Origin of the sequence: Flavobacterium sp. PMTSA4 (assembly GCF_032098525.1) — a bacterium.
GTDB lineage: Bacteria > Bacteroidota > Bacteroidia > Flavobacteriales > Flavobacteriaceae > Flavobacterium > Flavobacterium capsici.
The window spans coordinates 700,469-727,262 of the sequence record NZ_CP134890.1 but is presented as its reverse complement, the minus strand read 5'-3'; the positions used below and the strand labels follow the sequence as shown (position 1 = coordinate 727,262).

Sequence of the window (26,794 nt, the reverse complement as noted above, 5' to 3'; positions counted from 1 at the left end):
TTATGGTCTTTCGATAACAATTGCAGAAGCACCACCGCCACCATTGCAAATTGCAGCTGCACCAATCTTGGCGTTATTCTGTTCTAAAACATTAATTAAAGTAACAATGATTCTTGCTCCCGAACATCCTAGTGGATGACCCAATGAAACCGCACCGCCATTTACATTGATTTTAGTATTATCTAACCCTAAAATTTTAGCATTGGCTAAACCAACAACTGAAAAAGCTTCATTAAACTCAAAATAATCTACATCAGAAAGTGAAATTCCTGCTTTGTCCAATGCTTTTGGCAATGCTTTTGCTGGAGCAGTAGTAAACCATTTTGGTTCTTGAGCAGCATCTGCATAAGATTTAATATATGCCAAAGGTTTTAGTCCTAAAGCGTTTGCTTTCTCTTCACTCATTAAAACTAAAGCAGCTGCACCATCATTTATAGTCGAGGCATTGGCAGCAGTAACAGTTCCATCTTTTGTAAAAACAGCATTTAAAGTTGGTATTTTATCTAATTTTACATTAGTATATTCTTCATCTTTTGAGAAGATGATTGGTTCTCCACGACGTTGAGGAATTTCAACTGGTACAACTTCATTATCAAATTTTCCTTCAGCCCAAGCTTTAGCAGAACGCTCATACGATTGAATTGCATAAGTATCTTGTTCTTCTCTGGAAATATTATATTCTGATGCACACAAGTCTGCGCAAACACCCATAGCGTTGTTATCATAAGCATCTGTCAACCCATCTTTTTGCATGCCATCAACCAAGGTTGTTGGTCCAAATTTTACACCATTACGCATATGAACATAATGAGGAATCAAACTCATATTTTCCATTCCTCCTGCAACAATAATTTCAGCATCACCACTCATTATAGCTTGTGCACCTTGCATGACTGCTTTCATTCCCGAAGCACAAACTTTATTAACAGTTGTTGCAGGAACTGTATCAGGAATTCCAGCAAAAATAGAGGCTTGTGTAGCAGGAGCTTGACCAACTCCAGCCTGAACTACATTTCCCATTAATACTTCGTCAACAAGTTTTGGATCTAAGTTTATTTTATCTAATGCACCTTTTATAGCTGTAGCACCTAATTTTGTAGCAGAAACAGAGGATAATGATCCCATAAAGCTTCCTATTGGAGTTCTTACAGCAGAAACGATTACAACTTTTTTATTCATGGTTTTGTTTAGTTTTATTGTATTGCAAAACTAATCTTTTATTGTAATATATGGAATTGTTCGTTAAATTATTATGTTTTTGGGTGGCTTGAAAATACAAGTATAAATTCTAGTTTATTGAATTTGAAGTTATTTGAAATTAAATTAAAGTAAAGTGCAAAAAAAGAAATGAAATAGTTGTAAATTATAGAATGATAAAGTACATTTGCAACCGCTTTAAGAAAAAGTTCTTATTCAAGATTGAAAATAGGAGAGGTGCCGGAGTGGTAACGGAGCAGATTGCTAATCTGTCGACGGGTAACCGTCGCCAGGGTTCGAGTCCCTGTCTCTCCGCCATTCGGGGTGTAGCGTAGCCCGGTTATCGCGCCTGCTTTGGGAGCAGGAGGTCGCAGGTTCGAATCCTGCCACCCCGACAAATTTCAATCTATGGTCTCATAGCTCAGCTGGATAGAGCAACTGCCTTCTAAGCAGTAGGTCGAAGGTTCGAATCCTTCTGAGATCACATTATAAAACCACTCAATTGAGTGGTTTTTTTGTTTAAAGATTTTTGTCTTTATAATAGTTAATCAATAAATCAACAAATTTACTATAGCTTTCAATTCCATCTTTTTGTTGATTGGCTTTCAAATATTGGTCGTAAAAAAGATGAAATCCTTTGTCAATGAAAGTATCATATTGTTTCCAGAATTCTTCACTTTCTTTGTAATTTTCTAAAACTCCTTTGTTAATTTTTTTCTTCATTTTTTCAAATTGAAGATTGTTTTTCATGGCAATATTTACCAAACAATAACGTAACGCATTACTGAATGCTGCATATTGAAAATACAAATCATTATTTTTAATACAGGCCAAAAAACCAATAAAATTGCATTCACTTTCGCTGCCATAACCCATTTGATGTGCCATTTCGTGAGTTACTACCGCAGGAAATCCATACATTGGTAATTTGTAGTTGACTTGGGCTTCATTGGTAAACGGATTCAAATAACCACCAAATCCCATATAAGTTAATGGTAAACTAAATAACGATTTCTTTTTGCTAGGAGTTTGATAGTTGAAAAATGAATACTGTTTATTTAAATTATCATATCCGTTTTGGGTAGAAATGAAAATTTCTTCTTGAGAATATGGATTTATAACTTTATTGTTTTTATTCTTAGTTATTTCAAATTGAATTTCATTGGTTTTCTGAATTAGTCGTTCGGTAAATGCTATTAAATCATTATCTGAATATTCTCTTTTGATGTTCATTTTTTCAAATAATGGAACTCTATAATAGTTCATTGCCCATAGCAAATGGAAGAAAAAATAAATGACCGATAGAAAACTTAAAATTTTCAAACCTTTTTGTTTCCAATTTATTTTCCAGTTTTTATACATCCAATAAACACAATACAAAATCAAGATTCCATAAAAAATATCACCAACCGAAAATGGAATGCTTCCAAAAAGAGTTCTTAATGTGCTAGAAATAAATACGTATAGTCCATTGGAATAATATTGTTCTACAGTTTCTGGAAAAAAAGCAATTATTTTCAGAAACACTATCTGAATTAAAAGAAATAGAGGAAGAATGTATTTGCGTTTCAATTTCGGAATTTAAAATGTAAATATAATCACAAAACTTTTTTGATGCCTTATAAACTTTGTAACTTTGGATTTTTAATAATCAAATATACTACATGAGTCAAGAAATTAGAAACTTAGAGCCAAAAGCATTATGGAATAAATTTGCCGATTTAAACGAAGTTCCTCGTCCTTCAAAAAAAGAAGAACGCGTTATTGAATTTATGAAAAACTTTGGAAAAAGTTTAGGATTAGAAACTTTTGAAGACGAAATAAGAAATGTAATTATCCGAAAACCAGCTACTCCTGGAATGGAAAATCGTAAAACGATTGTCATGCAAGGTCATTTGGATATGGTGCATCAAAAAAATAACGATACTGATTTTGATTTCCTGACACAAGGAATTCAAATGTATGTTGATGGTGATTGGGTTCGTGCTAAAGGAACAACACTTGGCGCCGATAATGGACTTGGAGTTGCGGCAATTATGGCTATTTTAGAAAGTAAAGATATTCCACATCCAGCTATTGATGCTTTGTTTACAATTGACGAGGAAACGGGAATGACCGGTGCTTTAAATTTGAAAGGAGGCATTTTGCAAGGTGAAATACTTCTAAATTTAGATACTGAAGAAGACGATGAAATAGATATTGGTTGTGCTGGAGGAATTGATGTAACGGCAAATCGTAATTATAATGAAGAAGAAACACCTGAAGGTTCAGTTGGCTATACCATTACTGTAAAAGGTTTAAATGGCGGTCATTCCGGTATGGATATTCACAAAGGTTTGGGTAACGCTAATAAAATTATGAACCGTTTGTTATTTGACGGATTTGAGAATTTTGGACTTCAAATTGCGGAAATAAATGGTGGAAGTTTGCGTAATGCTATTCCTAGAGAAAGTGTTGCAAAAGTGATTGTTGCTGGTATGTATGATGAAGCTTTTGTTTTTGATATGCAAGAAATCATCAATGATATCAAAACGGAATACAAAACCATGGAACCTAAATTAACTATTGAAATCGTGAAAAGAGATTTGCCAAATAAAGTGATGGATTTAGGTGTTCAAGAAGGTTTGTTGCGTTCAATTTATGCTGCTCACAACGGCGTTTACAGAATGTCACCAGATATGGAAGATTTAGTTGAAACTTCAAACAACATTGCTAGAGTAGTGGTGAAAGATGGCGAAATTTCGATTCAAAATTTGACTCGTTCTTCGGTAGAAAGTTCTAAAATGGATTTGGCTAATAGTTTGCGTTCTGCTTATGAATTGTTTGGTTGTGAAGTTACTTTTGCTGGAAGTTATCCAGGTTGGACACCAAATGTAAACTCTGAAATATTGGATGTTTTAGTGAATATTTATGAAAAACAAAATCATGGAGAAAAACCAAAAGTTGTGGCATGTCATGCTGGATTGGAATGTGGAATTTTAGGAACTAATTATCCCGGTATGGACATGATTTCGTTTGGACCAACCATTCACGGTGCGCATTCTCCAGATGAAAGAGCTTCAATTAAATCTTCTCAAAAATTTTGGAAATTTTTAGTTGAGATTTTGGCTAATATTCCGTTGAAGAAATAATTTAAAGCACTATCGATATAAAAACCTCGTTTATTTCTGAGCGAGGTTTTTGTTATTTATAAAATTCCTAAACTCATTTGGAGTCATTTCTGTTTGTTTTTTGAATAATCGTGAAAAATAGGAGTAATTTTCAAACCCTAATTGATCCGCCACTTGATTTATAGAGTAGGAAGGATTTATCAAAAGTCTTTTGGCTTCTAAAATCACACGATTAGTAATCATTTCTGTGCTTGTTAAATTTAAAGTTTCTTTGCAAATTCTATTGAGATGTTTTAAAGAAATATTCATTTTTGAAGCATAAAAAGAAGGAAGTTTTTCGGTCTTATAAAAGTGTTCTACAAATTGTTCAAAATCATATATTTTGTGATTATATAAGTGTGAAACATGATTTGAACTATGACTATATTTCCTAGAAATTTCTATGTGAATACAATCTAAAAGGTTTAAAAGTAAATCCTCTTTGTTTGATGCATTTTTTACACTTTCTTTTATCATTAACTCAAAAAAAGGTTTAATTGTCATCATTTCTTCCTCATCAAAAACAATTTCAGGTTGGTTCATCACCGTTGAATAAAAAGGGTAATCTTCAATTTTTTTACTTCTAAAATACAAATTGTAAATTTCCTGAGAATAAAAGAAAATGTAGCCTTCTATATCATTTGATAATTGCCAATTGTGAATTTGTCCAGGTTGTAACACAAATAAACTTCCTGGTTTTATGATGTATTTGGTGAAATCAATTTCATGTAGACCTGTTCCGTGCGTAAATAAAACCAAAAGATAAAAGTTGTGACGATGCGGTTTTTCTATAAAACTGTGTTTTATTAAATGATTTTTAAAAGTATTGATGTATAAATCATTTTTTTTAAATGAAGTCGAGAAGTTCTGAATATTGTAAATAGGGTCTTTTTTCAAAATGTCTTTATTGTGCTATAGTTAGCGAATATACTAAACATTTGATTACCATAAACATTATAAATTTGCATAAAAATAAATAACATGTTTAAAAGTTTATATCATATTTTTAGAAATGAATGCCCAAATTGTCATAAAGGAAAAGTTTTTGCTGACAAAAGTTTTTTCTTCAGTTTAGGTTTTCCAAAAATGCACCAACATTGCGAAAGTTGTAATTTTAAGTTCGAAAAAGAACCAGGTTATTTTTTTGGCGCTATGTTCATCAATTATGCATTAACAGTTTTACAAGGATTGATTGTATATTTTATTGCGAGTCAATTTTTTAAGGAAACGTTTGATATTAGAATTTTTCCAATCATTGCAGTTGTAATAATATCATTGATGTTTTTTAACATTCGATTATCGCGTATGATTTGGATTTATTTATTTAAAAATTATTCTATATAAAAAAAGCTCCGCAATTGCGGAGCTTTTTAGTTAACCAATTTTTAAACAAACAAAAGTATTAAAAGCGGTACAAGTAAACCAGCTGCTGCCAGTTTCCAACCTCTTTTAGAAAAAGTTTTATTACCAACTTTAATCATCAATGCTCCAGTGACGGCAATGATAATTAACGAAATTCCAAAAATATCCGAATAATATATCCACCAGTTTGAAGTGTTTTTGTGTAACTTCATTGCTTGGCTGATAATAGGTGTTTTATTGAATGAAACAATTTCACCTTTACCTGTTTTCATGTCAATTTCTACATCATGTTTTTCGAAAGAAATTTTAAAGCTTCCTTTCTTTACCATTTGACGACGAAACTTATCTTTGATGCCTAATTCTTTAGCAAAGTTTTCGGCATATTCATCATTAATTTGATTTTCTTCAGGCAATTTTACATCAATTGACTGCGTTTCAATAGTATATTTTTCGGGATGCCACATTTCTCTGTGGTTCATTAATATTCCAGAAAAAGCGAAAGAAATAATTAATCCAATATAGAAATACCCCAAATCACGGTGTAGGTTTCTGATGGTTGCTTGTTTCATAATTAAAATTTATATCGTAACGAAGTTAAAATTTGTCTTGGGGCAATAGGGTTGACACTATAATTTTCGTGCATAGTATAATTTAGCTCATTAGTAATATTTGATAGTTTACATAGTAATGAAAATTTATTCCAATTGTATCCTAATGATAAGTCTATAGTAGTGTAGCCGTCAACAGGAATTTCTCTGTCCCAAACTCCGTTAGGATAACTTGGATTTATTTGATTGTTCCATCCTGCAATTCTGTTACCAATATAATTTCCAATAGCTCCAATCGATAAGTTTTTAAGAACACCATTCGGAATTGTATAGAAGAAACTCAAATTTGCTGTATTTTGTGGTGTTCTGGCCAAACGATCACCTTCAATAAAACTTCCAGTTGCACCAGTAGTTTTTGTAAAGCGCATATCATTATAACTATAACCAGCAATGATATTAAGACTTTCCATAGGCTTGTAAGTTACGTCAAGCTCTATTCCTTTGCTCGTTGTTTCACCACTTAATGCTTTAACATTGTTGTTGGTATTGATGTTTCCATTTGCATCAAATTCAGCCATTTGCGCTAAATTACTATTTACAATTTGATATAATGTAACGTTAGTTGATAATTGACCTTTTAAGAATTCGTTTTTAATTCCAACTTCATATTGGTCTATAATAGATGGTTTTACAGCTTCATTGTATATTGTTACACCAGTATTTGGAGTGAATGAGTTAGAATAACTTGAAAACAATGTAATGTATTTTGTTGGCTGATAAACTAATCCAACTTTTGGAGAAAAAGCTCTGTCATTTCTAATCGTTTCTCTAGTTTCAGTATCATTAACAATATCATGAGTTAAAGGTTTTGCTTCTTGATAAGAATATCGAACACCTAATAAAGCTTTGAATTTTTCGCCAAAAGAAATTAAATCTTGAGCATAAATTCCTAAACGGTTTGTTTCAGTTTCTACAATTTTGGTAACTTCAGAAGGTAAAATTGGTCCGTCTAATGACGAATTGTATAAGTTAGGATCAAAGATATTTACAGCATCATAAACAGTAACTGTGTTACCAGTTGTTGGGTCAAAAAATCTGAAAGTGTAAGCGTCAGTATTTGAAATTTCAGTGTCGACACCTGTAAATAACTGATGTTTGATTTTACCAGTTTTAAAATTTCCTTGTAAACTTAATTGATTAGCTAAAATTTGTTCTTCTGCTCTTTGTCTTCCATAAGGACGGTTCCAGTCACCATTGTCAGCTGGTTGAATTCTTTCGGTTCCTATAGATATTCTGCTATAATCTTGGAAAGATGAATTAAAATTTAATTTCCAACTGTTATTGAAATCATGATTTACTAATACTGAAGCAGTTGTTTGTTTTGTATTTCCATCAGACCATTTTGCTCCTAAATAAGTACTTCTTGGTACATCAGCAATTTCTTTCCCTATCGAACCTGTACCAAAATCAGGTGTCCAATCATCATTTAAATAATCTGCCTGTGCAATAATTTCTGTTTTATTACTTAATTTAAAAAGAAAAGAAGGATTTAAATAATAACGTTCTTTGGTTACATAATCACGGAAACTTTCCGAATTTTCATAAGAACCATTAAAGCGATAAGCAATACTTTTATTAATTACACCATATACATCAGCAGAAGGTTTGTAAAAACTATAACTTCCAGCTTGCATACTGATTTCACCACCTTTCTTGAAATTTGGTGTTTTTGTAACCATATTCAAAATTCCTCCTGGAGCAACATTTCCATATAAAAGTGCTGCACTTCCTTTTAAAATTTCTACTTTATCTAATGATGAAACTTCAGGAATTGAACCACCATTAAAACGAAATCCATTTTTAAACATGTTATTCGATGTCATATCATAACCTCTTGACCAAAATGATTCTTGTGCACCACCACGAGCTGAGCCTACATAAACACCATTTGCATTTTTAACAACATCGCTTAAACGAACAGATTGTTGTTGCGTAATAATTTCTGAAGCAATTACCTGAACGGCTTGTGGTAAATCAATTGTTTTTATACCAGCTCTGTTTACAGAAGAATTAGTTGAATTGCTTTTTCCACCTACTACAACTTCAGTCAATTTTTTTACAGTATCATTTTCTGTAAAAAAAGCTGCTTCATCATAATTATCAGAATGTGCTTTTGCGGTTTCTTGGGCTTTAAATTGTTGGTTAAGAAATAGAGTAAATCCGAAGGCTAAAATATATTTTTTCATGTTTATTTAGAATAATTTAAAATAACGATGCAAATATATTATAGGAATTTGAATCAACAAAACTTATTTAGACTTAATTTAAATAAAAATTTTATTTGTTTGATAATCATGAAAATATGAAGAAAAAAAATGCTTACTAGAAGTAGTAAGCATTCAAATATTGAGTTTGTATGAACTATTTTTTATTTAAAATATAAGTATCAGAATTAACTTTTCCTTCCATTTTTCCAGAAACAGTTGCACTCATTTGGTTGTCTGATAGCTTTTTATATTCTATTGTTTGAGGATAATCATGAGTTGGATTTTCAAAAGAAAAACCATTTTCGGTATTTGGGTTTAATTTAAATTCTACGGGTTCGTCATTATTTTGACCTTTTACGGTAGCGATATAAAAAACATCTTCTTCGCGTTGTGTTAATTTTATATCTTCAAAGTGAAGCGTGTCTTTTCCTTTGATATAATAACTTTTTGCAGTAAAGGTGCTATCATTTTCTTTTGTCCAATTTTCAACAAGGTTTCCATCACGAAGTTTGTTTCCCCAGTTTCCTTCAAGCCATGACAATTCATTTAATTTTTCAAAATTTTTATCTGAATTTTTATTGCAAGCCACTATTAATAAGGCAAATAAAATATAAAAGTATTTTTTCATCATCAATTTATATTAAGTTGCAATAGTATAAAAAAAACTTGAAAGTCTATACTTTAAACTTGAAACAAAATGTTGTATTTTTGCACTCCAAAATAGTAATACTATATTATGTTAGAAAGATTGCAATATGTAAAACAGCGTTTCGACGAGATTTCAGATTTGATTATTCAACCTGATGTTATTGCCGATCAGAAACGATATGTTCAGTTAAATCAAGAGTATAAAGGGCTTAAAGATTTGATGGAAAAGCGCGAAGAATTAATCAACGTTACAGGAAATATTGAAGAAGCCAAAGAAATAATTGCTGATGGAAGTGATGCTGAAATGGTTGAAATGGCAAAAATGCAATTAGACGAAGCGCAAGAACGTTTACCACAATTGGAAGAAGAAATCAAGTTCATGTTGATACCAAAAGATCCAGAAGATGCCAAAAATGTTATGGTTGAAATTCGAGCAGGAACTGGTGGTGATGAAGCTTCTATTTTTGCGGGTGATTTGTTTAGAATGTATACTAAATATTGTGAAACTCGCGGATGGAGAACTTCAGTTGTTGATATGAATGAAGGAACATCGGGTGGTTTTAAAGAAATTATTTTTGAAGTTACAGGCGAAGATGTTTATGGAACTTTAAAGTTTGAAGCTGGAGTTCACCGTGTGCAACGTGTGCCACAAACAGAAACTCAAGGTAGAGTTCACACTTCTGCTGCAACAGTTATGGTTTTACCTGAAGCTGAAGAATTTGATGTACAAATTGATATGAACGATGTTCGTGTTGATTTTTTCTGTTCGTCTGGTCCTGGAGGACAATCGGTGAATACAACAAAATCAGCGGTTCGTTTAACGCACATTCCAACTGGTTTGGTAGCACAATGTCAAGATCAAAAATCGCAACATAAAAATAAAGACAAAGCGTTAGAAGTTTTGCGTTCACGTTTATACGAACAAGAATTGGCTAAAAAACAAGCAGAAGATGCAACCAAACGTTCTTCTCAAGTTAGTTCTGGTGACCGTTCTGCAAAAATTAGAACTTATAATTATTCTCAAGGTCGTGTAACAGATCACAGAATAGGTTTAGACGTTTTTGATATGGACGGTGTGATGAACGGAAAAATTCAAAAATTTGTTGATGAACTTCAGTTGGTCAACAACATGGAAAAATTAAAAGAAAGCGAAGTTTTCTAAAAATCAAAAAGCAGCATTATTATAAAAAATGAATGCTGCTTTTCTTCCAACCCTAAACAAAACCAACCAATTTATTTTTTTGCTTCAGCGTTTTCTTCTGATTTTGCTCCCATTCTGTAAATCGAAAACATTGGGGCAAATTTTAATTTTAGCTTTGCTATTTTAAAATTATCAGAACTGCTTAAGCCTTCTTTTTCTACTGTGTTTTTTCTTGTATCAAGAGCTTCATACAGCATTTTAATTTCATCCCATTCTTCTCTTGAATAGCCATTTTTGTTATCAGATACTGTGGTTACAAAATTGTCATAAACTGTAACTATATTAGTTTTATCAACCCAATCAAAATTCAAATCATCATTTATTTCCTTTCCGTTGAATAATTTTTTTCTGAAAGCTATTTTTTCTTCCATAGCCTCCAGTTTGTCAACTTGCAATCTATAATTTGTTCTAAATTTATTGTATTTTGAGGATGCATCATTTAGCTTTTGTTTCAATTTTGGATTGTCTCTTATTGTTTCTACTGAACTTTGCGCTTGTAATTTTTTTTCTAAATAAGTAGACTCTATTTTATACCAATTATCTCGTAAATTTTTTATTGAAACAACACTAATTGAATCTACAAATTCGGCATAGTCATCTACATAGTTTTTAGCATCTTTTACATTGGCATCTTCGCATGAAAAAAATGTTACACTTATTAATAAGATAATTATCGATAATTGTAATTTTTTCATAGTTTATTTTTTTTCGTAAAATTTGTTAATTAAAGTTGATATTGAATATTGCAAAACATTGCCTAAAACTTCTTTAAACGAATTATCTGATTTTCCAACAAACAACTTTTTTGAAATATAGCCTCCAATAAATCCTGTGAAGGCGTTAATTATAGTTTCTTTATCAATAGACGAATTGTAAACCTCTGATATACTTTGTTTGATAATATTCGATGGTTTAGCGCTAAGAACAAATTGCTGATATTGATTTTTTAAGTCAATTAATTCAGAATCTCTTTTCTCTCTAAGTTCTAAAATCATTTGGTCTAACAATTCACTTTGATTAATCTTTTTCATAGCAATTAATTTTTAGTTTCCGAATTGTTATCATCCATTTTTGACTTTAGAAGTTTGCTCACAATTAAATTATCTAACGGAATTTTTATCAGTTCATTTCTTTTAATAAATACAATAATGCCAACTATAATATAAAAGCCAGATACTATAAAAAACCCAAGCGCATTACTGTTCAAAGCTTGTCCAATCCAAAGAGCAATTCCAATGTTTATAAATAAAGTAAAAATAGCAGCTATAATAAGTATTGTTATAACTATGGCAAGCGAAGAGATAATATCTGATGTTTTATCTATAGTGTTAAGTCTAACCAACTCATAGGTTGTTTTAGAATAACGCTCTGCTTTTTCATATAGTTTTTCAATATTCTCTGCTATATTTTCCATTAATTATTTTTGATTTTATTGATTAGCGTTTTAACTCGCTGTTTATTTTTTCTAGGTTTTCTGCAGATTTATCTATTGTTTCAGATACTTTTGATGATAAGTCTTTGTATTTGTTTTCAACGTTAGACATCAAATCATTCAAACCGTCTTTCAAATTATCTTTTAAATCGCTTCCTTTTTTTGCAATTTTTTTTCTTGTGTTACTTCCTTTATCAGGTGCAAACAAAATTCCTAAAACTGCTCCAGCGGCCAATCCGCCAACTATTCCTAATACTACATTACTTGTTTTCATATTTTCTTTTTTTAATTAATTTATATTGGTTTATTTCCTTTAATGACTCTCAATAATATTGCAATTATTGCGATTACTAATAATAGGTGTACGATGTTTCCAAAACTGTAAACAAAGAAGCCTAATGCCCAAAGTATAACCAAAATAACTGCTACGGTGTATAATAAGTTGTTCATGATTTCTAATTTTTAAAAGTTAATTTTTCTTGTTATATATTTGATAGTGCTGTTTTGTTGTCTACATATAATGATCTAGCCATTCTAGATTTTTTTATGTAAGGGTATTGTTTTTTGTGCTCTTTCAAGTTTTCTTGTGGAGTTTCTCCATAATAATTTTTTAATGGAACTCTTGCATTTTTGAAAAGCGAATAACCTCCATAATATTGTGGTAATTCAGAATTAGTTTCCCATTTGTTGTTTATTTTGTAGATGTAGTTTTTAGTTTCTAAATCATAATAAGCATACATGTTAGGGAAATAATAGTATCTATATTCTAAATCGGTATCGGCAGTTTCTACGTTAGATTCAATAGCAACTATTTCATTATTTTCAACGGTTGCTTTTACAAAGTCGGTAGAATTTTCTTGAGCAGATATAGTTGCGGTCATTAAGACTAAAACTATTGTGAGAGATAAATTTTTCATAGCGATATTGTTTTTGAATTTCTTTACTACAAAGTTCACTCATCTATCACCTTTTTGTGTTATAACATTTTTTTCAATTGTTATATAATTATTCTCAAATAAAAAATCCCATCGAAAAATGGGACTTCTATAATAAAAATTTAGGCTAAAAGTTTATAAATCAACTGGAATATGAATTATAATACTTGTTCCTTTATCAACTTCACCAATAGCCTGAATATAACCATTATGGTTACTTATAATTTTTTTACAAATTGCTAATCCAACTCCAGTTCCAGGATAATCTGTTTTACCATGTAAACGATTGAAAAGCAAAAATATTTTTTCAGCATGTTCCTGATCAAAACCAATTCCATTATCAGTAACAACTATTTTATGATATTGAGTGTTAGTTTCGTCTCCAATATTTTCATTTTTGGCTTTAACTTTACTGTATTCTATGTTGATAATTGGGTTTTTCGTTGGTTTTTTATACTTAATAGAATTACTAATAAGATTTATAAATAACTGTTGAATTTGAAACGGAATTGCTTTTATTTTCGGCAAATTAGGAATGGTTATAACTGTTTTACTTTCTGAAATTGATTCTGATAAATCCTGTGTTACGTTACTAAGTATTTCATTCAAATCAACAGATTCAAATAAAGCATCCGATTTATTAGTTCTGGAATACTGTAATAAATCATCAATTAGAATTCTCATTCTTGTGGCAGCATTCACAATTCTTTCCATGAATTCTTTTCCTTTTTCACTAAGATTTTCAATTTCTGAATCGTTAATCCTTGATATAAAGGTTTGAATTTTTCTGAGCGGTTCTTGTAAATCATGACTGGCAGCATAATTGAATTCAATCAATTCTTTATTAGAACGCTCTAATTCTAAATTCTTTTGCTTCAAATCAATGGTTTTAACAACATCATCAGTAATGTCTTGTGTAGTTCCAATAACATTTTTATTGCCATGAGAATCGATAAATAATTTTGCATTTTTCCTGAAATATCGAACTTTCCCGTCTTTTCGGATTACTCGGTAGTTAATGGTTTCTAGGTTTTCTTTTTTAAGGATGTTGTTGTAGCCTTCTAAAAATATTGGTTTGTCATCAGGATGAACAAATTCAACAAAATTTTCAATAGTTGGTTCAAACGATTGTGGTTTGCATCCTAAAAGTCTGAACTTATTGTCAGAATAGGTAAATTGTTCTTTTTCATAATTAAAAGTCCAGCTTGCATAATTACCTAAAATCTCAGCTTGTTTACTGGATTCTTCATAGATTTTTAACTGTTTATTGTTTTCAAAGAGTTCTTCGTTTGTTTTTTTAATTTTTTCGGTATACTCTTGCTGCTCAGTTATATCTTGCGTTGTTCCAACGAGTATGTTTTGACCAAAATTATTTTGAATCATAATACCCGAAGCATGAAAAAATCGAATGTCTCCATTCTTTTTTATCACTCTATAAGTATAGGATGGTAATTCTTTTTGCTCAAGTATTTTAGCCGATTTTTCTTTTACATATTCTAAATCGTCGGGATGAATATTTTTTAAGAAGTCTTCCAGAGTTGGTTCAAACTCTTGTGGTTCATATCCTAATATTCGATAAAGATTATCAGAGAAAGTATATTTTTTTGTTTCAAGATTTATTTCCCAAATACCAAATTTCCCTATTATTTCGGCAAGTTTCTGAGATTCATTAATAACAAGTAATCGATTATTTGATTTTCTTAATCGCAGTAAATCTCTGTTGATTCTAATGTAGGCAATTACAATTAAAAATAAGGTTATCAATATAATTAACAACGCATAAAAAGGAGTGTAGAACGAAGTGTCTTTAAAGTATTGTTCTCTTTTCAGTAATAAATAGTCTTCAAGTTTTCCCATTTCGTCCGTTTTTTTTCGAACGTCGTCCATGGCTTTCTTGCTATTGTATACATAATATTTTTGATATTTATACTTCGTTTCATCTTCACGATCTTCATCAAAATAGGAATACCTGATGGCAATTAATCGGTATAACTCATGTAAATTTTTTTGTTGGGTTTGATTGTCTTTAGTCAATCGTTTAATTCTTAAAAATGCTTTATCAACATTTTCTCTTGAACTGTTGTAAGGTTCTAAAAAGGCTTTGTCTTTGTATAATAAATAACCTCTAAATCCAGTTTCAGCATCTTTTAACTCAGACATCAATCGCTCAAGGTTGATTTTTACCTCATACGATTTCATCACTAGTTCCGAAGATTTGTTTAATTCTTCAATGTGTTTATAAGTAATAGAAGCCGTAAAAAATATACTTGCTAGCGAAATAACAAATGCTATGTTTAAAAATGTTCTTGATTTGAAAGTATTTAATATTCCAATCATAGTCTTAGTAAAAAGTTTTCTTTGTTTAGTCCCGAAGTATGGTATTGCCAATTTAGGGTTACAACTTCAGAGAGTACTTTTTTTAAAGTATTGAAATCGCTGGGCTTTTTGATGTAAATATTAGCACCATGAACAAAAGTATTCTCAATATCTTCCTCACTTGAAGAGGTAGAATAAATAGCAATAGCTATATCATTGAATTTCTTTTCTTTTCGAATATCTAATAAACATTCAAAACCATTTTTTCTAGGCATGTTTAAATCCAAAAATAAAATGTTTGGCAAAATAGTATCAGGATTTAAAAGATATTCCATTAGTTCAACACCATCGTTGCATGTAGTAACATTGGTGTTTATTTTTAGTTCTTCAAAAGCATCGGTAAAGAAAAGCCTATCATCTTCATCATCATCAGCAAGCGCAATGGTTATAAATTCTTTTTGCATAATATGTTAGGTTTAAAGGTTTTTAATAGACATTTCTCTTCTTTTCATTAATATTCGCTGAAAAGCAGAAGGTGTGATTCCGGTGATATTTTTAAATTGAGTACTCAAATGCGCAACACTCGAATAATTTAATTTAAAAGCAATTTCGGTCAATGTCAATTGGTTGTTTATGATTAAGTTTTTAGCTAATTCAATTTTTTGAATAATAATATAGTTCTCAATAGAAGTATAGGTTACTTCAGAAAAAAGATTGGAAAGATAACCATAGCTATGATTCAATTTATCTGCTAAATAAACAGAACTTTTTACAGACAAAGGTTCTTCACTATTCACCATTTCGGTAATAGTATCTTTTATTTTTTGAACTAAAATACTTTTTTGATTTTCTATAATCTCAATGCCATATTCGTTTAAAATTGATGTTATTTCATCAATCTTTGGCTGAGACACATTTTCTAAAAATTCAATTTCACCAAAACCAATTACTCTAAATTTGATATTAAAAGGTTTTAATAAATCTTCTAATAATTTTTTGGTTACTATGTTAATGTCAAATTTTATAAAAGCTTTCATAAAGGTTTCTTTCTTGTAAATTTAGAGATAAATAATTCTAAAAAAAAATGAAGCCATTTACTTTTTACTTCATTTTTTTTAATTCAGTCTATTTCAATTAAAATCGATAACCAAGAGTTAATTGAATCACTTGATTTTTATATCTCGGCGAATCTGAGTTACCATCTGAGTCTGATTTGCTGATATCCCAACCCAATCTTCCGCCAATTACAAATTGGTCAAGGTTAACATCGGCACCAACAACAAACCCGAAAATATTCTTTTTATAATTATCACCATTAATTTCTTCTTCAACTGTATTGGAAGTGTTGTTAAATTCATTCTTAGTTTCCAATAAATAAGAGAATTGCGGACCAGCAAGTAAGGTAAAATTACTCGATGGTTTTATTTGTAATAATAAGGGAATGTCCAAATAGGTTGTGGTTCTTTTATAGTCATAATCAAATCCAAGAACACTTCCTGTGGCTTTAAATCCTTTTTGCGAATAAATCAGCTCAGGTTGAAATCCTATAACTTTTCCAAAAGGAACCGATAAGAATACACCAGCTGCCAATCCTGTTTTTCCATCTGCAACAAAATTATTTCCTTCCTCATCATAAACATTAGAAAAATTAACTCCTGCTTTAAATCCAAATCGCATTTGGTCTCTGTCGTCATTATCAATTTTAGTTTCTTGCGAATAGCAAATTGTTGTTAAAAACAATACTATTACTAATCCTATTCTTGATGTTACTGTTTTCATAGTCTTTAATTTTATAATTATTTATACTACAAATATCCAACAACTAATGCCCAAGTGTGTTATATCAATTTTTCAAATAGTTATACAATTTTTAGAAACGAAGATTATTTTTCAAAGGAATTAGTAGAAAACTTTGAAAGATTGTAACTTTGAAGCCACACAAGCAACACTATGACAACACAACAACTTATTGAACAAATCCACAAGAAAAAATCCTTTCTATGCATTGGTTTAGATGTCGATTTGAATAAAATACCAAAACAACTTCTTGAAACAGAAGATCCAATTTTTGAATTCAACAAAGCCATTATTGACGCCACGCATGATTTGTGTGTTTCTTATAAACCAAATACTGCTTTCTATGAAGCCTATGGATTGAAAGGTTGGCAATCACTCGAAAAAACGATTAATTACATCAACGAAAAATATCCTGAAATCTTCACCATTGCCGATGCAAAGCGCGGCGATATTGGCAATACATCAACAATGTACGCCAAAGCTTTCCTGGAAGATTTAAATTTCGATAGTGTAACAGTTGCGCCTTATATGGGTAAAGATTCAGTAGAACCGTTTTTGGCTTTCGAAAACAAACATGCTATCATGTTAGCATTAACTTCCAATGAAGGTGCGTTTGATTTTCAAACACTGGAAACAGACGGTAAAGAACTCTACAAGCAAGTGCTTGAAACTTCAAAGCATTGGAAAAATGCTCATAACTTAATGTATGTAGTTGGCGCTACAAAAGCCGAATATTTTACCGAGATTAGAAAAATTGTACCCAATAGTTTTCTGTTAGTTCCAGGCGTTGGCGCTCAAGGAGGAAACCTTTATGATGTTTGCTCTTACGGAATGAACGATGATATTGGTTTACTGATTAATTCTTCACGCGGAATCATTTACGCTTCAAACGGAGTTGACTTTGCCGAAAAGGCTAGAGTAGAAGCTTTGAAACTGCAACAAGAAATGGAAGAAATAATTAAAGCTAGATGACAAAAAGAGACTTATTTAGAATTGTATTAAAAGTATTTGGATTATACTTTTTGATTGTAACCCTGTTTCAAGTAATTCCTTGGAATATTACAAATTTGGTTATTAATATAAGTTTTGATTTAATATTAGTTTTATTGTTTTCATTGTTTGTTTGCTTTGGACTAACTTATCTTTTAATTTTTAAATCAGATTTTATAATCGGTTTTTTAGGTTTAGACAAAGGTTTTGATGATGATAAAATAATTCTAGGAAATACAGATTTCGAAACATTTTTGAGATACTCAATAGCAATAATTGGTTTGTGGCTTATAATAGATTTTTTATCTGAATTCATTCTCGATATATTGAATGAGTTTAAATCAAAATTATCAAATGTAGAAGTGTTTGATAGAAAGACAGATTACTTCTGGATTTTTGCTAAAGTGATAAACATAATTTTTGGTTGGTTACTACTAACTAACAATAAAGCAATCGCAAAATTTATTAATAAATAAAATTTTATTTCTTGTCTAAAACCTTCACAGACCAACTCGGAACTTCACATTCTTTTACATTAACACCTAAAAGAATTGTTTCTTTGGTACCTTCACAAACCGAATTATTATACGATTTGGGTTTGGAAGATGATATAGTGGGAATAACGAAGTTCTGTGTGCATCCATTTCATTTCAAATCCACAAAAAAGATTGTTGGCGGAACCAAGAAAGTACACGTTGAAAAAATCAGATTGTTACAACCTGATATCATCATTTGCAACAAAGAAGAAAACACACCCGAAATTGTTGAAGCGTTATCAAAAATCTGTCCGGTTTGGGTTACGGATATAATAACACTCGAAGACAATCTTCAAATGATAACCGATTTTGGGTTGCTGTTCAACAAAAGAGTAGAAGCACAAAAGTGGATAGACAAGACAAACCATGCGCTGATTGATTTTCAAAACTTCATCAAAGACAAACAGGTTCAAAAAGTTGCCTATTTCATTTGGGCAAATCCTTATATGGTTGCAGGAAAAAATACGTTCATCAATGAGTTGCTGAAATTAAATCATTTCGAAAACATTTACACCAATCGAGAGGAACGTTATCCCGAAGTGATTATTCAAAAAATGCGCATTCAAGGCGATCCTGATATTGTTTTATTGTCTTCCGAGCCTTTTCCGTTTACGGACGACCACGCTTTTGAATTGGGACGATTCACACACCATGCTAAAGTAATTTTCGTAGATGGCGAAATGTTCTCTTGGTACGGTAGCCGATTGGTTAAAGCATTCTCTTATTTCAAACAGCTACATTCCAAAATATAAAAAACCCGACTCTAAGGGACAAGAATCGGGTTTTTAACTAACCTTAACCAAAATGATATAAATTCAAATTCAAATTTATTCTACAAAGATAGGTATCCTGTTTTCATTTTGATGTTAAGATTATGTTATACTTATGTTATTGATTACTAAAAAATTATCTTAACTTTTTATTTACTTTTTGTCCTGCATTGCAAACACTTTTTGAAGTAAAGTAGAAGTTCTAGCACTGATATTCGTTCTGATGTTTCCTTCTTCAACAGCAATCATTTTAAATACTCCTTCCATAGCTTTATTAGTAGTGTAGTCGGTTAAATCAGGATTCACATCTTTTACTAAAGGTAGCGAATTGTATTTGGTAATAATTGAACTCCATACTCTATCAGCACCAACTTTAGCAAACGAATTTTTAATCACCGGATTAAATTTAGCATACAACGCCGTTGAAGTTGTATTTTGTAAATAAGTAGTTGCAGCGTTATTGCTTCCCATCAAAATATTTTTTGCATCCGTAAACGACATGTTTTTAACCGCATCCACAAAAATAGGAGTTGCTTCTTTAACAGCATCTTCCGCAGCGCGGTTCAACACTTTCAATCCTTCGTCAGCCAAACTGCTCATTCCAACATTTCTCAAAGCTTTATCTACTTTTTGTAATTCCTCAGGTAATAGAATTTTTACCATTTCATTTTTAAAGAAACCATCGGTTGCGGTTAATTTTGATACTTGTTTACTGATTCCGTTGTTCAAAGCTTCTTTCAAACCAGCACTGATATCTAAAGTGCCATTTTGGTTTAACTCCGGAAATTGATTGGCAACTTGTTGTAATTCAGCGCAACTTGCAAAAGTAAAGGCCGACAGGAAAAGAAAAATGTATTTCATAGTAGTATATTTAGTTTTCAAAGTTAAAAATACGAATAAACTTTGATGTTAATAATACTTTAAAACTTCCAAAAATTATGCCATGCTTTGTTTAGATAATTTTTAATAAATCCGTAAATTGCGCACTTAAAATTATCATATTCTTAAAATGGAACCACAAACTCCTTATATTCCTAAAAATAAAGTAAGAATCGTTACTGCAGCATCTCTTTTTGATGGTCATGATGCCGCCATCAATATCATGCGCCGCATCATTCAGGCAACTGGTGTCGAAGTAATTCACCTTGGTCACGACCGCAGTGTGGAAGAAGTAGTCAACACCGCCATTCAGGAAGATGCCAATGCTATTGCCATGACTTCTTATCAAGGCGGACACAACGAGTATTTTAAATACATGCACGACTTACTGAAAGAAAAAGGAGCAGGACACATCAAAATTTTTGGTGGTGGTGGTGGAGTAATTCTGCCAAGTGAAATTGCAGAGCTTCAAGAGTACGGAATTACACGCATCTATTCTCCCGATGATGGTCGTGCTATGGGATTACAAGGCATGATTAATGATTTAGTGCAACAATCTGATTTTCCTGTTGGTAATAAACTTAATGGTGAAATCAATCATCTGGAAGATAAAAATCCAACGGCAATTGCTCGTGTTATTTCTTCAGCAGAGAATTTCCCGGAAGTAGCCAAAGAAACATTAGAGGCTATTCATAAGAAAAATGAAAAAACCAACATTCCAGTTTTGGGAATTACCGGAACAGGTGGTGCTGGTAAATCGTCTTTGGTAGACGAATTAGTACGTCGTTTTCTAATTGATTTCCCAGAAAAAACCATCGGTTTAATTTCGGTTGACCCATCAAAGCGTAAAACAGGTGGTGCATTATTAGGCGATAGAATCCGTATGAACGCTATTAATAATCCTAGAGTGTATATGCGTTCGCTGGCTACGCGTCAATCTAATTTGGCATTGTCTAAATACGTTGCCGAAGCCATTCAGGTATTGAAAGCCGCTAGATACGACATCATTATATTAGAAACTTCGGGAATTGGGCAAAGCGATACCGAAATTTTAGAACATTCAGACGTTTCGTTATACGTAATGACACCAGAGTTTGGTGCTGCTACCCAATTAGAAAAAATAGATATGTTAGACTTTGCCGATTTGGTAGCGATTAACAAATTCGACAAACGCGGTGCTTTGGATGCCATTCGCGATGTAAAAAAACAATACCAACGCAATCACAATCTGTGGGATGTAAACCCAGATGAAATGCCGGTAATCGGAACCATTGCTTCTCAATTCAACGACCCAGGGATGAATACGTTATACAAACGCATCATGGATAAAGTGGTAGAGAAAACCAATGCCGATTTAAAATCTACGTTTGAAATCACCCGTGAGATGAGCGAGAAGATTTTCGTCATTCCACCACACAGAACCCGATATTTATCAGAGATTGCCGAAAACAACCGCCATTATGATGAAGTGGTGTTAACGCAGGTAGAAGTAGCGCAAAAGTTATACGGAATCTACAAAACCATTGAATCGGTTAACAGAAAAGCACCACAGCTAGACAAAGCGGGTATAGTTGAAGATAGTTTAAACCGCAACGAAGACAACAAAGTATTCTTGGAATTGTTAGTACAACAATTCGACAAAATAAAAATGGACTTGGATGCCTACAACTGGGAAGTAATTTTGAATTGGAGCGATAAAGTAGCCAAATACAAAAACCCAGTCTATAGCTTCAAAGTGCGTGACAAAGAAATCAAAATTCAAACCCATACCGAAAGTTTATCGCATACACAAATCCCAAAAGTAGCGTTACCAAAATACCAGGCTTGGGGCGATATCTTGAAATGGAACTTACAGGAAAACGTTCCAGGTGAGTTTCCTTTTGCGGCTGGTTTGTATCCGTTCAAGCGTGAAGGCGAAGACCCAACACGTATGTTTGCCGGCGAAGGCGGACCAGAAAGAACCAACCGTCGTTTCCACTATGTGTCGTTAGGTATGCCTGCAAAAAGGCTTTCTACCGCTTTTGATAGTGTAACGTTATACGGTAACGATCCTGATTTACGTCCGGATATTTATGGAAAAATCGGTAATGCCGGTGTTTCAATTTGTTGTTTGGATGATGCTAAGAAACTGTATTCTGGTTTCGATTTGTCGCATCCAATGACGTCGGTTTCCATGACCATTAATGGTCCTGCGCCGATGTTGTTAGGATTCTTCCTGAATGCGGCTATCGACCAAAACTGCGAAAAATACATCACCGAGAACAACCTTCAGGTAGAAGTAGAGGAGAAAATCAACGAAATCTACAAGAAAAAAGGCGTGCCTCGTCCAAAATACAATGGCGACTTGCCACAAGGTAACAATGGGCTAGGGTTGATGCTTTTGGGTGTTACGGGCGACCAAGTATTGCCACAAGATATTTATAACGATATTAAAGTAAAAACCCTTTCGCAAGTGCGCGGAACCGTGCAAGCCGATATCTTAAAAGAAGACCAGGCACAAAACACTTGTATATTCTCTACCGAATTTGCTTTGCGATTAATGGGTGACGTTCAGGAATATTTCATCCAAAAGAACGTTCGTAATTTCTACTCGGTTTCTATTTCGGGCTATCATATTGCCGAAGCAGGAGCCAACCCAATTACCCAATTGGCGTTCACCTTGGCTAACGGATTTACTTATGTAGAATACTACTTGAGCCGTGGCATGAACATCAACGAGTTCGGACCTAATTTGTCGTTCTTCTTCTCAAACGGAATCGACCCAGAGTATGCCGTGATTGGTCGTGTGGCACGTAAAATTTGGGCAAAAGCCATGAAAAACAAATACGGAGCCAACGAAAGAGCACAAATGTTGAAATACCACATCCAAACCTCTGGTCGTTCGCTACACGCACAGGAAATTGACTTCAACGATATTCGTACCACGCTACAGGCGTTGTATGCCATTTATGATAACTGTAATTCGCTGCATACGAATGCCTACGATGAAGCGATTACTACGCCAACCGAAGAGTCAGTGCGTCGTGCTATGGCAATCCAGTTGATTATCAACAAAGAGTTAGGATTGGCTAAAAACGAAAACCCAATACAAGGTTCGTTCATCATTGAAGAACTAACCGACTTGGTAGAAGAAGCCGTATTGAGAGAGTTTGATAGAATTACCGAACGTGGCGGCGTGCTGGGTGCTATGGAAACCATGTACCAACGCAACCAGATACAGGAAGAAAGTATGTACTACGAAATGCTAAAACACACCGGCGAGTTTCCTATTATTGGGGTAAATACTTTCTTGAGTTCTAAAGGTTCGCCAACAGTCTTACCAGCTGAGGTAATCCGTGCTACCGAAGAAGAAAAACAATTCCAGATACAAACGCTACACAACCTTCACAAAGCCAACGCCAGCAAAGAAGACGAGCACATTGCCATCATACAGGAAGCTGCCATCAAAAACCAAAACATCTTTGAAAAATTAATGGAAGCTACCAAATACTGTTCACTCGGACAAATCACTTCGGGCTTGTTTGAAGTAGGCGGACAGTATAGAAGAAATATGTAATAAGTTATACTAGATAATAAAAAAACCTCACAGCGATGTGAGGTTTTTTATTCCAATATATTTAAAGATTCACTCTCTTACTCTTAGGATATTTCACTTGATAGCCCAATTGTTTTTTAACCAACTGTTTGCTTGGCAGTGTAAGTTGCCAAAACAGGATTCCGGTTTTTTCGTCAAAGTCCGCATTGTCTACAGTCGTTTTCTCTACTTTAATTTCTTTATTTTGGCTCACAGGAATACGGTCATATACTTTCACAGTAACCTCAATCGGCTTATTGTTGCGCAGCGTGATTTCATAATTACGGTCAACAATTCGGGTTCCACCTAATAATGATTTTGCTTTCAAGTTGTTCACTTGTTTTCTTTCAACAATCAAATTACTGTCCATTCCCATAGAAATTACAAGCTCTTCTTCAGTTTGATATGGATTTAAAAACGTAGTTCCAGCATAACTACCTTCCGTATAGATACTCGCATCACCCGGCAGTAAATCATATTTGTTCCAGTCTTTTACTTTAGCAGTCAGATACACGCTTTCGCTCAACAGCGGCGCAGTATAATATTCAAACTCAGCCGGCATCGAAAAATTATCAATCTCTATAATAGATGGCGTATCCAACGACGGAATAGAGTAGGACTTCTTAATTTTAAAAGTAACCGTGTTCATAATAATCTCCTTTTCATCTCCAGTACCCGTTAAAACTTCTTCATCAGCTTCAATCGAACTATCATCAACCCTTTTTGATTTTGTAGCATAACCAACAACTACAACTTCTTGTAAAGATGTTGAGCTCTCTTTAAGCGATACATTCATTGTATTACTATAGATAGGTAACGACAAGTTCTCCATTCCAACAAAAGAATATACCAATTCTTGACCTTTTTCTATTTTAATAGTATAGCGGCCATCAAAATCAGTTTGTGTGCCAACGTTGGTTCCTTTAATCATAACATTAACTCCTGGTAGTGGTCCCATTTTATCCGTAACAACACCTGTTACAGTTTTCACCATAGGGTTATAAACAAAGTTAGTTTTCTTGTCATAAGCGCTTGAACCGTTGTAGCTATATGGATTAATAAAGTTCAAATAATGAGGTTCAACAGTTGGTTTGTCATTATTATACGTTGGATTACCGGTAGATAGCGTAAGTTTAACATCGTTCCAGTCTTCACCCGTGGTTTGATATACTTGCGCCTTATATGAAAAGTCCAAACCATCTTTACTGTTTTTAGCTTTAATTTCATACGAAGGAACCCAGCCAGCACCAGTAACCAAATATTTTAATCCTAAATTTAATGAAACCGCTTCATTGGGATTGTCAAATTTCAAAATGATTTCTCCTTTGTTTTCATTGGCATCGCCAAGAGTTTTTTGATACTCCAGTTGTTTCAATCGCAACTCTTCATTCAATCCTGCAATTTTTTTGTTTGTATCATAAACTTCCATTTCCAAAACAGGAAGACGCTCTCGGTAGTGTTTCGAGTGCAAAAGAATTTTTTCTAAAGTAGCCGCTTGTTGCGTGCTTCCTAAATTTTTATTCAAACTAAGGATAGACTTTTCTTCTTCCAGTCCTCTGATAGTATTTTGAAGCAAAGCAATTTCTCTTTGTCTTGAAGCAATTTCAGTTTCCAAACTTTTTATCTTCTCCGAAAGTACCTTTTTAGGATAGGCTGCTACTTCAAACCCAATAGATAAAATAGAAACCTCTTTCAAACCATTAATCTGAATAGTATTTTCTATAATAAACGGCGAAACATCAGTTATTCGAACCACTGAAGCACCTTTAGGAATAGTAGTCCCAACTTCCGAACTAATCTGTGCTCCCGAAGTATAAACCGTAACTTCTTTTACTTTGGCTTTTGTTTTAATATCGGTTGCAAAAAAACTAACCGAACTCAGTAACAGTAAAATAAATACTCTCATAAATTTATTTTGTTTGAATTTTATCAAATGTAAATAAATTATAGTCATTTCTTACTTTGATAAAGCAATAAATTAATTTCAAATTATTTTACGGCTTTCCTCATTTAAATAAAAAAACCTCACAGCGATGTGAGGTTTTTGTTTTTTACTATCAATATTATTTGCAAAGTTTGCATTCACACTTTTTACCAATAGATGGTCTCTTTTTTTCAACTATAACATCATCATGCTCAATGATGCATTTCCCACAGAGATAAATTTTTTTATTCCCTATTTTAACAGCAAAAGCAGGTTTATTGTCACACATAATTTTACAATTAGGTTAATTATTCAAAAGTAACTTATTTCTTTTCACCATAAAAGGGGGATTTCCCCCTAATTTCAATAATAACAGAAAAATAACAGCAGCTTACAAGCCTGAAATGAAATGTACATGAGCGAAAACTGTACTGACGAACTCGCGAAACGTACTGACGGAAGCGAAATTTGAACGCGCACGTCCGAAACAGGAACTCGCATGAACGAAACTTGAGCGCGCATGAGCGAAATGGGAGCACACATGAACGAAATGGGAAGAAACATGAGCGAAATTGAAGCACGCATGAACGAAATTGAAAGATTTCTTTTTAGTACAAGATAAGGTTAGTTTAAACAACAAGAATACACAGCCTATAGATTTATAAGCAACAAAACACTAAGTAAGTCAATCAAAATGTAATAAAAGAGAACAAAGAATTATCCTCAATCTCAGATGCATTTATGAGTAATATGCATCCTTCACGATTTACTCTTCAAAGAATACAAACCACCAGCTAGTAATAGTACAGCACTACCAAGATACATATATCCTTTTTGCTTTTCAGATAAATCAGATGCTTTTAATTCAAGTCCTAATACGTTTACTTCAGTAGTACTGCTTGATATGGTAGTGATTCCAAGAACGCCCAAAACTAAGGCAACAAGGGTTAAAATACTTCCCACTATTGCAGGTGCTTTCATAATCTTTAATTTTTAAAAAATTTCGATAAAATTATAAAAGAGTGTAAGTGCTGGTTTTACATTTTTATAGAAAATGTTTATCAGATTGCCACTAATAATGAGCAGAAAAAGAAAAATAATTAATCAAGATGAAGTGTTATTTTTATCCTCATTAAATTTTTTTGCAATTTCTTTTAGCTTTTCGGCACGAGCAGCTTTTTTAGCTTTTTCTTTGTCTTGTGCCTTGTGTAGCTTGTCGTTATGCGCTTTAATATTTTTTGGATTATTTCTTCCCATGGGTTAAAAATA

General features: G+C 32.6%; 27 protein-coding genes and 3 tRNA genes. 10 read left to right on the top strand and 20 right to left on the bottom strand.

The window, feature by feature from the left end; genetic code table 11:
- The gene (locus RN605_RS03470) at positions 1-1,179 is read right to left on the bottom strand and encodes an acetyl-CoA C-acyltransferase (RefSeq protein WP_313322254.1); all 1,179 of its coding nucleotides are present in this window, start codon (positions 1,177-1,179) and stop codon (positions 1-3) included.
- Positions 1,180-1,428: 249 nt separating this feature from the next.
- Here RN605_RS03470 and RN605_RS03465 point away from each other — a divergent pair.
- From RN605_RS03465 to RN605_RS03455, 3 genes are all read left to right on the top strand, one after another.
- Positions 1,429-1,515: transfer RNA gene (locus RN605_RS03465), tRNA-Ser, on the top strand.
- Positions 1,516-1,517: 2 nt separating this feature from the next.
- A tRNA-Pro gene (locus RN605_RS03460) sits at positions 1,518-1,592 on the top strand.
- Between the two features lie 15 nt (positions 1,593-1,607).
- Positions 1,608-1,681 (top strand) — tRNA-Arg (locus RN605_RS03455).
- 35 nt (positions 1,682-1,716) lie between these two features.
- On the opposite strand, the gene RN605_RS03450 is transcribed toward RN605_RS03455, so the two are convergent.
- The gene (locus RN605_RS03450) at positions 1,717-2,769 is read right to left on the bottom strand and encodes a DUF3810 domain-containing protein (RefSeq protein ID WP_313322252.1); all 1,053 of its coding nucleotides are present in this window, start codon (positions 2,767-2,769) and stop codon (positions 1,717-1,719) included.
- A gap of 92 nt (positions 2,770-2,861) precedes the next feature.
- On the opposite strand from RN605_RS03450, the gene RN605_RS03445 reads away from it, so the two are divergent.
- Positions 2,862-4,328: an aminoacyl-histidine dipeptidase gene (locus RN605_RS03445; RefSeq protein ID WP_313322250.1), complete on the top strand. Its 1,467-nt coding sequence runs from the start codon at positions 2,862-2,864 to the stop codon at positions 4,326-4,328.
- Between the two features lie 30 nt (positions 4,329-4,358).
- Here the strand turns inward: RN605_RS03445 and RN605_RS03440 are convergent, their stop codons facing one another.
- A complete protein-coding gene (locus RN605_RS03440; protein WP_313322248.1) occupies positions 4,359-5,243 on the bottom strand; it encodes a helix-turn-helix transcriptional regulator in 885 nt (294 codons plus the stop codon).
- Between the two features lie 84 nt (positions 5,244-5,327).
- Here RN605_RS03440 and RN605_RS03435 point away from each other — a divergent pair, with 84 nt between their 5' ends.
- Positions 5,328-5,690, top strand: a complete 363-nt coding sequence (locus RN605_RS03435) for a DUF983 domain-containing protein (protein ID WP_313322247.1) — start codon at positions 5,328-5,330, stop codon at positions 5,688-5,690.
- Between the two features lie 41 nt (positions 5,691-5,731).
- Here the strand turns inward: RN605_RS03435 and RN605_RS03430 are convergent, their stop codons facing one another.
- The 3 genes from RN605_RS03430 to RN605_RS03420 all read right to left on the bottom strand — a co-directional run bounded on the left by RN605_RS03430 (position 5,732) and on the right by RN605_RS03420 (position 9,154).
- Complete coding sequence (locus RN605_RS03430) at positions 5,732-6,277, bottom strand: PepSY-associated TM helix domain-containing protein (RefSeq protein ID WP_313322246.1); 546 nt, start codon at positions 6,275-6,277, stop codon at positions 5,732-5,734.
- 2 nt (positions 6,278-6,279) lie between these two features.
- On the bottom strand, positions 6,280-8,502 hold the full coding sequence (locus RN605_RS03425) for a TonB-dependent siderophore receptor (protein ID WP_313322245.1): 2,223 nt from the start codon (positions 8,500-8,502) through the stop codon (positions 6,280-6,282).
- A 175-nt stretch (positions 8,503-8,677) separates the two neighbouring features.
- A complete protein-coding gene (locus tag RN605_RS03420; protein ID WP_313322243.1) occupies positions 8,678-9,154 on the bottom strand; it encodes a DUF6265 family protein in 477 nt (158 codons plus the stop codon).
- Between the two features lie 105 nt (positions 9,155-9,259).
- Between RN605_RS03420 and prfA the strand changes: the two genes are divergently transcribed.
- A complete protein-coding gene (gene prfA, locus RN605_RS03415) occupies positions 9,260-10,333 on the top strand; it encodes a peptide chain release factor 1 (protein WP_313322241.1) in 1,074 nt (357 codons plus the stop codon).
- A gap of 71 nt (positions 10,334-10,404) precedes the next feature.
- On the opposite strand, the gene RN605_RS03410 is transcribed toward prfA, so the two are convergent.
- From RN605_RS03410 to RN605_RS03365, 10 genes are all read right to left on the bottom strand, one after another.
- A complete protein-coding gene (locus RN605_RS03410) occupies positions 10,405-11,067 on the bottom strand; it encodes a hypothetical protein (RefSeq protein WP_313322239.1) in 663 nt (220 codons plus the stop codon).
- Positions 11,068-11,070: 3 nt separating this feature from the next.
- Entirely contained in the window at positions 11,071-11,403 is a 333-nt protein-coding gene (locus RN605_RS03405; protein WP_313322237.1) for a hypothetical protein, read from the bottom strand.
- A gap of 5 nt (positions 11,404-11,408) precedes the next feature.
- Positions 11,409-11,786 carry a hypothetical protein gene (locus tag RN605_RS03400; RefSeq protein WP_313322235.1) on the bottom strand — a complete coding sequence of 126 codons (378 nt, stop codon included), beginning with the start codon at positions 11,784-11,786 and terminating at the stop codon, positions 11,409-11,411.
- Positions 11,787-11,808: 22 nt separating this feature from the next.
- The gene (locus RN605_RS03395) at positions 11,809-12,078 is read right to left on the bottom strand and encodes a YtxH domain-containing protein (protein WP_313322233.1); all 270 of its coding nucleotides are present in this window, start codon (positions 12,076-12,078) and stop codon (positions 11,809-11,811) included.
- 20 nt (positions 12,079-12,098) lie between these two features.
- Positions 12,099-12,254 carry a lmo0937 family membrane protein gene (locus RN605_RS03390; protein ID WP_313322231.1) on the bottom strand — a complete coding sequence of 52 codons (156 nt, stop codon included), beginning with the start codon at positions 12,252-12,254 and terminating at the stop codon, positions 12,099-12,101.
- A 32-nt stretch (positions 12,255-12,286) separates the two neighbouring features.
- Complete coding sequence (locus RN605_RS03385) at positions 12,287-12,721, bottom strand: hypothetical protein (RefSeq protein WP_313322229.1); 435 nt, start codon at positions 12,719-12,721, stop codon at positions 12,287-12,289.
- Between the two features lie 153 nt (positions 12,722-12,874).
- Positions 12,875-15,076 (bottom strand): PAS domain-containing protein, encoded by a 2,202-nt coding sequence (locus RN605_RS03380; protein WP_313322228.1) that lies wholly within the window; start codon positions 15,074-15,076, stop codon positions 12,875-12,877.
- Positions 15,073-15,519, bottom strand: a complete 447-nt coding sequence (locus RN605_RS03375; protein WP_313322226.1) for a response regulator — start codon at positions 15,517-15,519, stop codon at positions 15,073-15,075. Before RN605_RS03375 ends, RN605_RS03380 begins: the two co-directional genes overlap by 4 nt.
- A 12-nt stretch (positions 15,520-15,531) precedes the next feature.
- Complete coding sequence (locus tag RN605_RS03370; protein WP_313322225.1) at positions 15,532-16,092, bottom strand: helix-turn-helix domain-containing protein; 561 nt, start codon at positions 16,090-16,092, stop codon at positions 15,532-15,534.
- A gap of 97 nt (positions 16,093-16,189) precedes the next feature.
- A complete protein-coding gene (locus RN605_RS03365) occupies positions 16,190-16,834 on the bottom strand; it encodes a porin family protein (protein ID WP_313322223.1) in 645 nt (214 codons plus the stop codon).
- A gap of 171 nt (positions 16,835-17,005) precedes the next feature.
- On the opposite strand from RN605_RS03365, the gene pyrF reads away from it, so the two are divergent.
- From pyrF to RN605_RS03350, 3 genes are read left to right on the top strand one after another with little or no spacing between them, the layout of a single operon-like run.
- Entirely contained in the window at positions 17,006-17,824 is an 819-nt protein-coding gene (gene pyrF, locus RN605_RS03360; RefSeq protein WP_313322221.1) for an orotidine-5'-phosphate decarboxylase, read from the top strand.
- Positions 17,821-18,318: a hypothetical protein gene (locus RN605_RS03355; RefSeq protein ID WP_313322219.1), complete on the top strand. Its 498-nt coding sequence runs from the start codon at positions 17,821-17,823 to the stop codon at positions 18,316-18,318. The genes pyrF and RN605_RS03355 overlap by 4 nt, the downstream gene beginning before the upstream one ends.
- 11 nt (positions 18,319-18,329) lie before the next feature.
- Complete coding sequence (locus RN605_RS03350) at positions 18,330-19,130, top strand: ABC transporter substrate-binding protein (RefSeq protein ID WP_313322218.1); 801 nt, start codon at positions 18,330-18,332, stop codon at positions 19,128-19,130.
- Positions 19,131-19,301: 171 nt separating this feature from the next.
- Here the strand turns inward: RN605_RS03350 and RN605_RS03345 are convergent, their stop codons facing one another.
- A complete protein-coding gene (locus RN605_RS03345) occupies positions 19,302-20,009 on the bottom strand; it encodes a DUF4197 domain-containing protein (RefSeq protein ID WP_313322216.1) in 708 nt (235 codons plus the stop codon).
- Between the two features lie 148 nt (positions 20,010-20,157).
- On the opposite strand from RN605_RS03345, the gene RN605_RS03340 reads away from it, so the two are divergent.
- Positions 20,158-23,583, top strand: coding sequence for a methylmalonyl-CoA mutase family protein (locus RN605_RS03340; RefSeq protein WP_313322214.1), 3,426 nt, complete (start codon positions 20,158-20,160; stop codon positions 23,581-23,583).
- A gap of 61 nt (positions 23,584-23,644) precedes the next feature.
- On the opposite strand, the gene RN605_RS03335 is transcribed toward RN605_RS03340, so the two are convergent.
- The 3 genes from RN605_RS03335 to RN605_RS03325 form a co-directional block, all read right to left on the bottom strand.
- Positions 23,645-25,507, bottom strand: a complete 1,863-nt coding sequence (locus RN605_RS03335) for a mucoidy inhibitor MuiA family protein (protein WP_313322212.1) — start codon at positions 25,505-25,507, stop codon at positions 23,645-23,647.
- A gap of 777 nt (positions 25,508-26,284) precedes the next feature.
- Positions 26,285-26,506: a hypothetical protein gene (locus RN605_RS03330; protein ID WP_313322210.1), complete on the bottom strand. Its 222-nt coding sequence runs from the start codon at positions 26,504-26,506 to the stop codon at positions 26,285-26,287.
- A 123-nt stretch (positions 26,507-26,629) separates the two neighbouring features.
- On the bottom strand, positions 26,630-26,782 hold the full coding sequence (locus tag RN605_RS03325) for a hypothetical protein (protein ID WP_313322208.1): 153 nt from the start codon (positions 26,780-26,782) through the stop codon (positions 26,630-26,632).
- Positions 26,783-26,794: the final 12 nt, after the last annotated feature.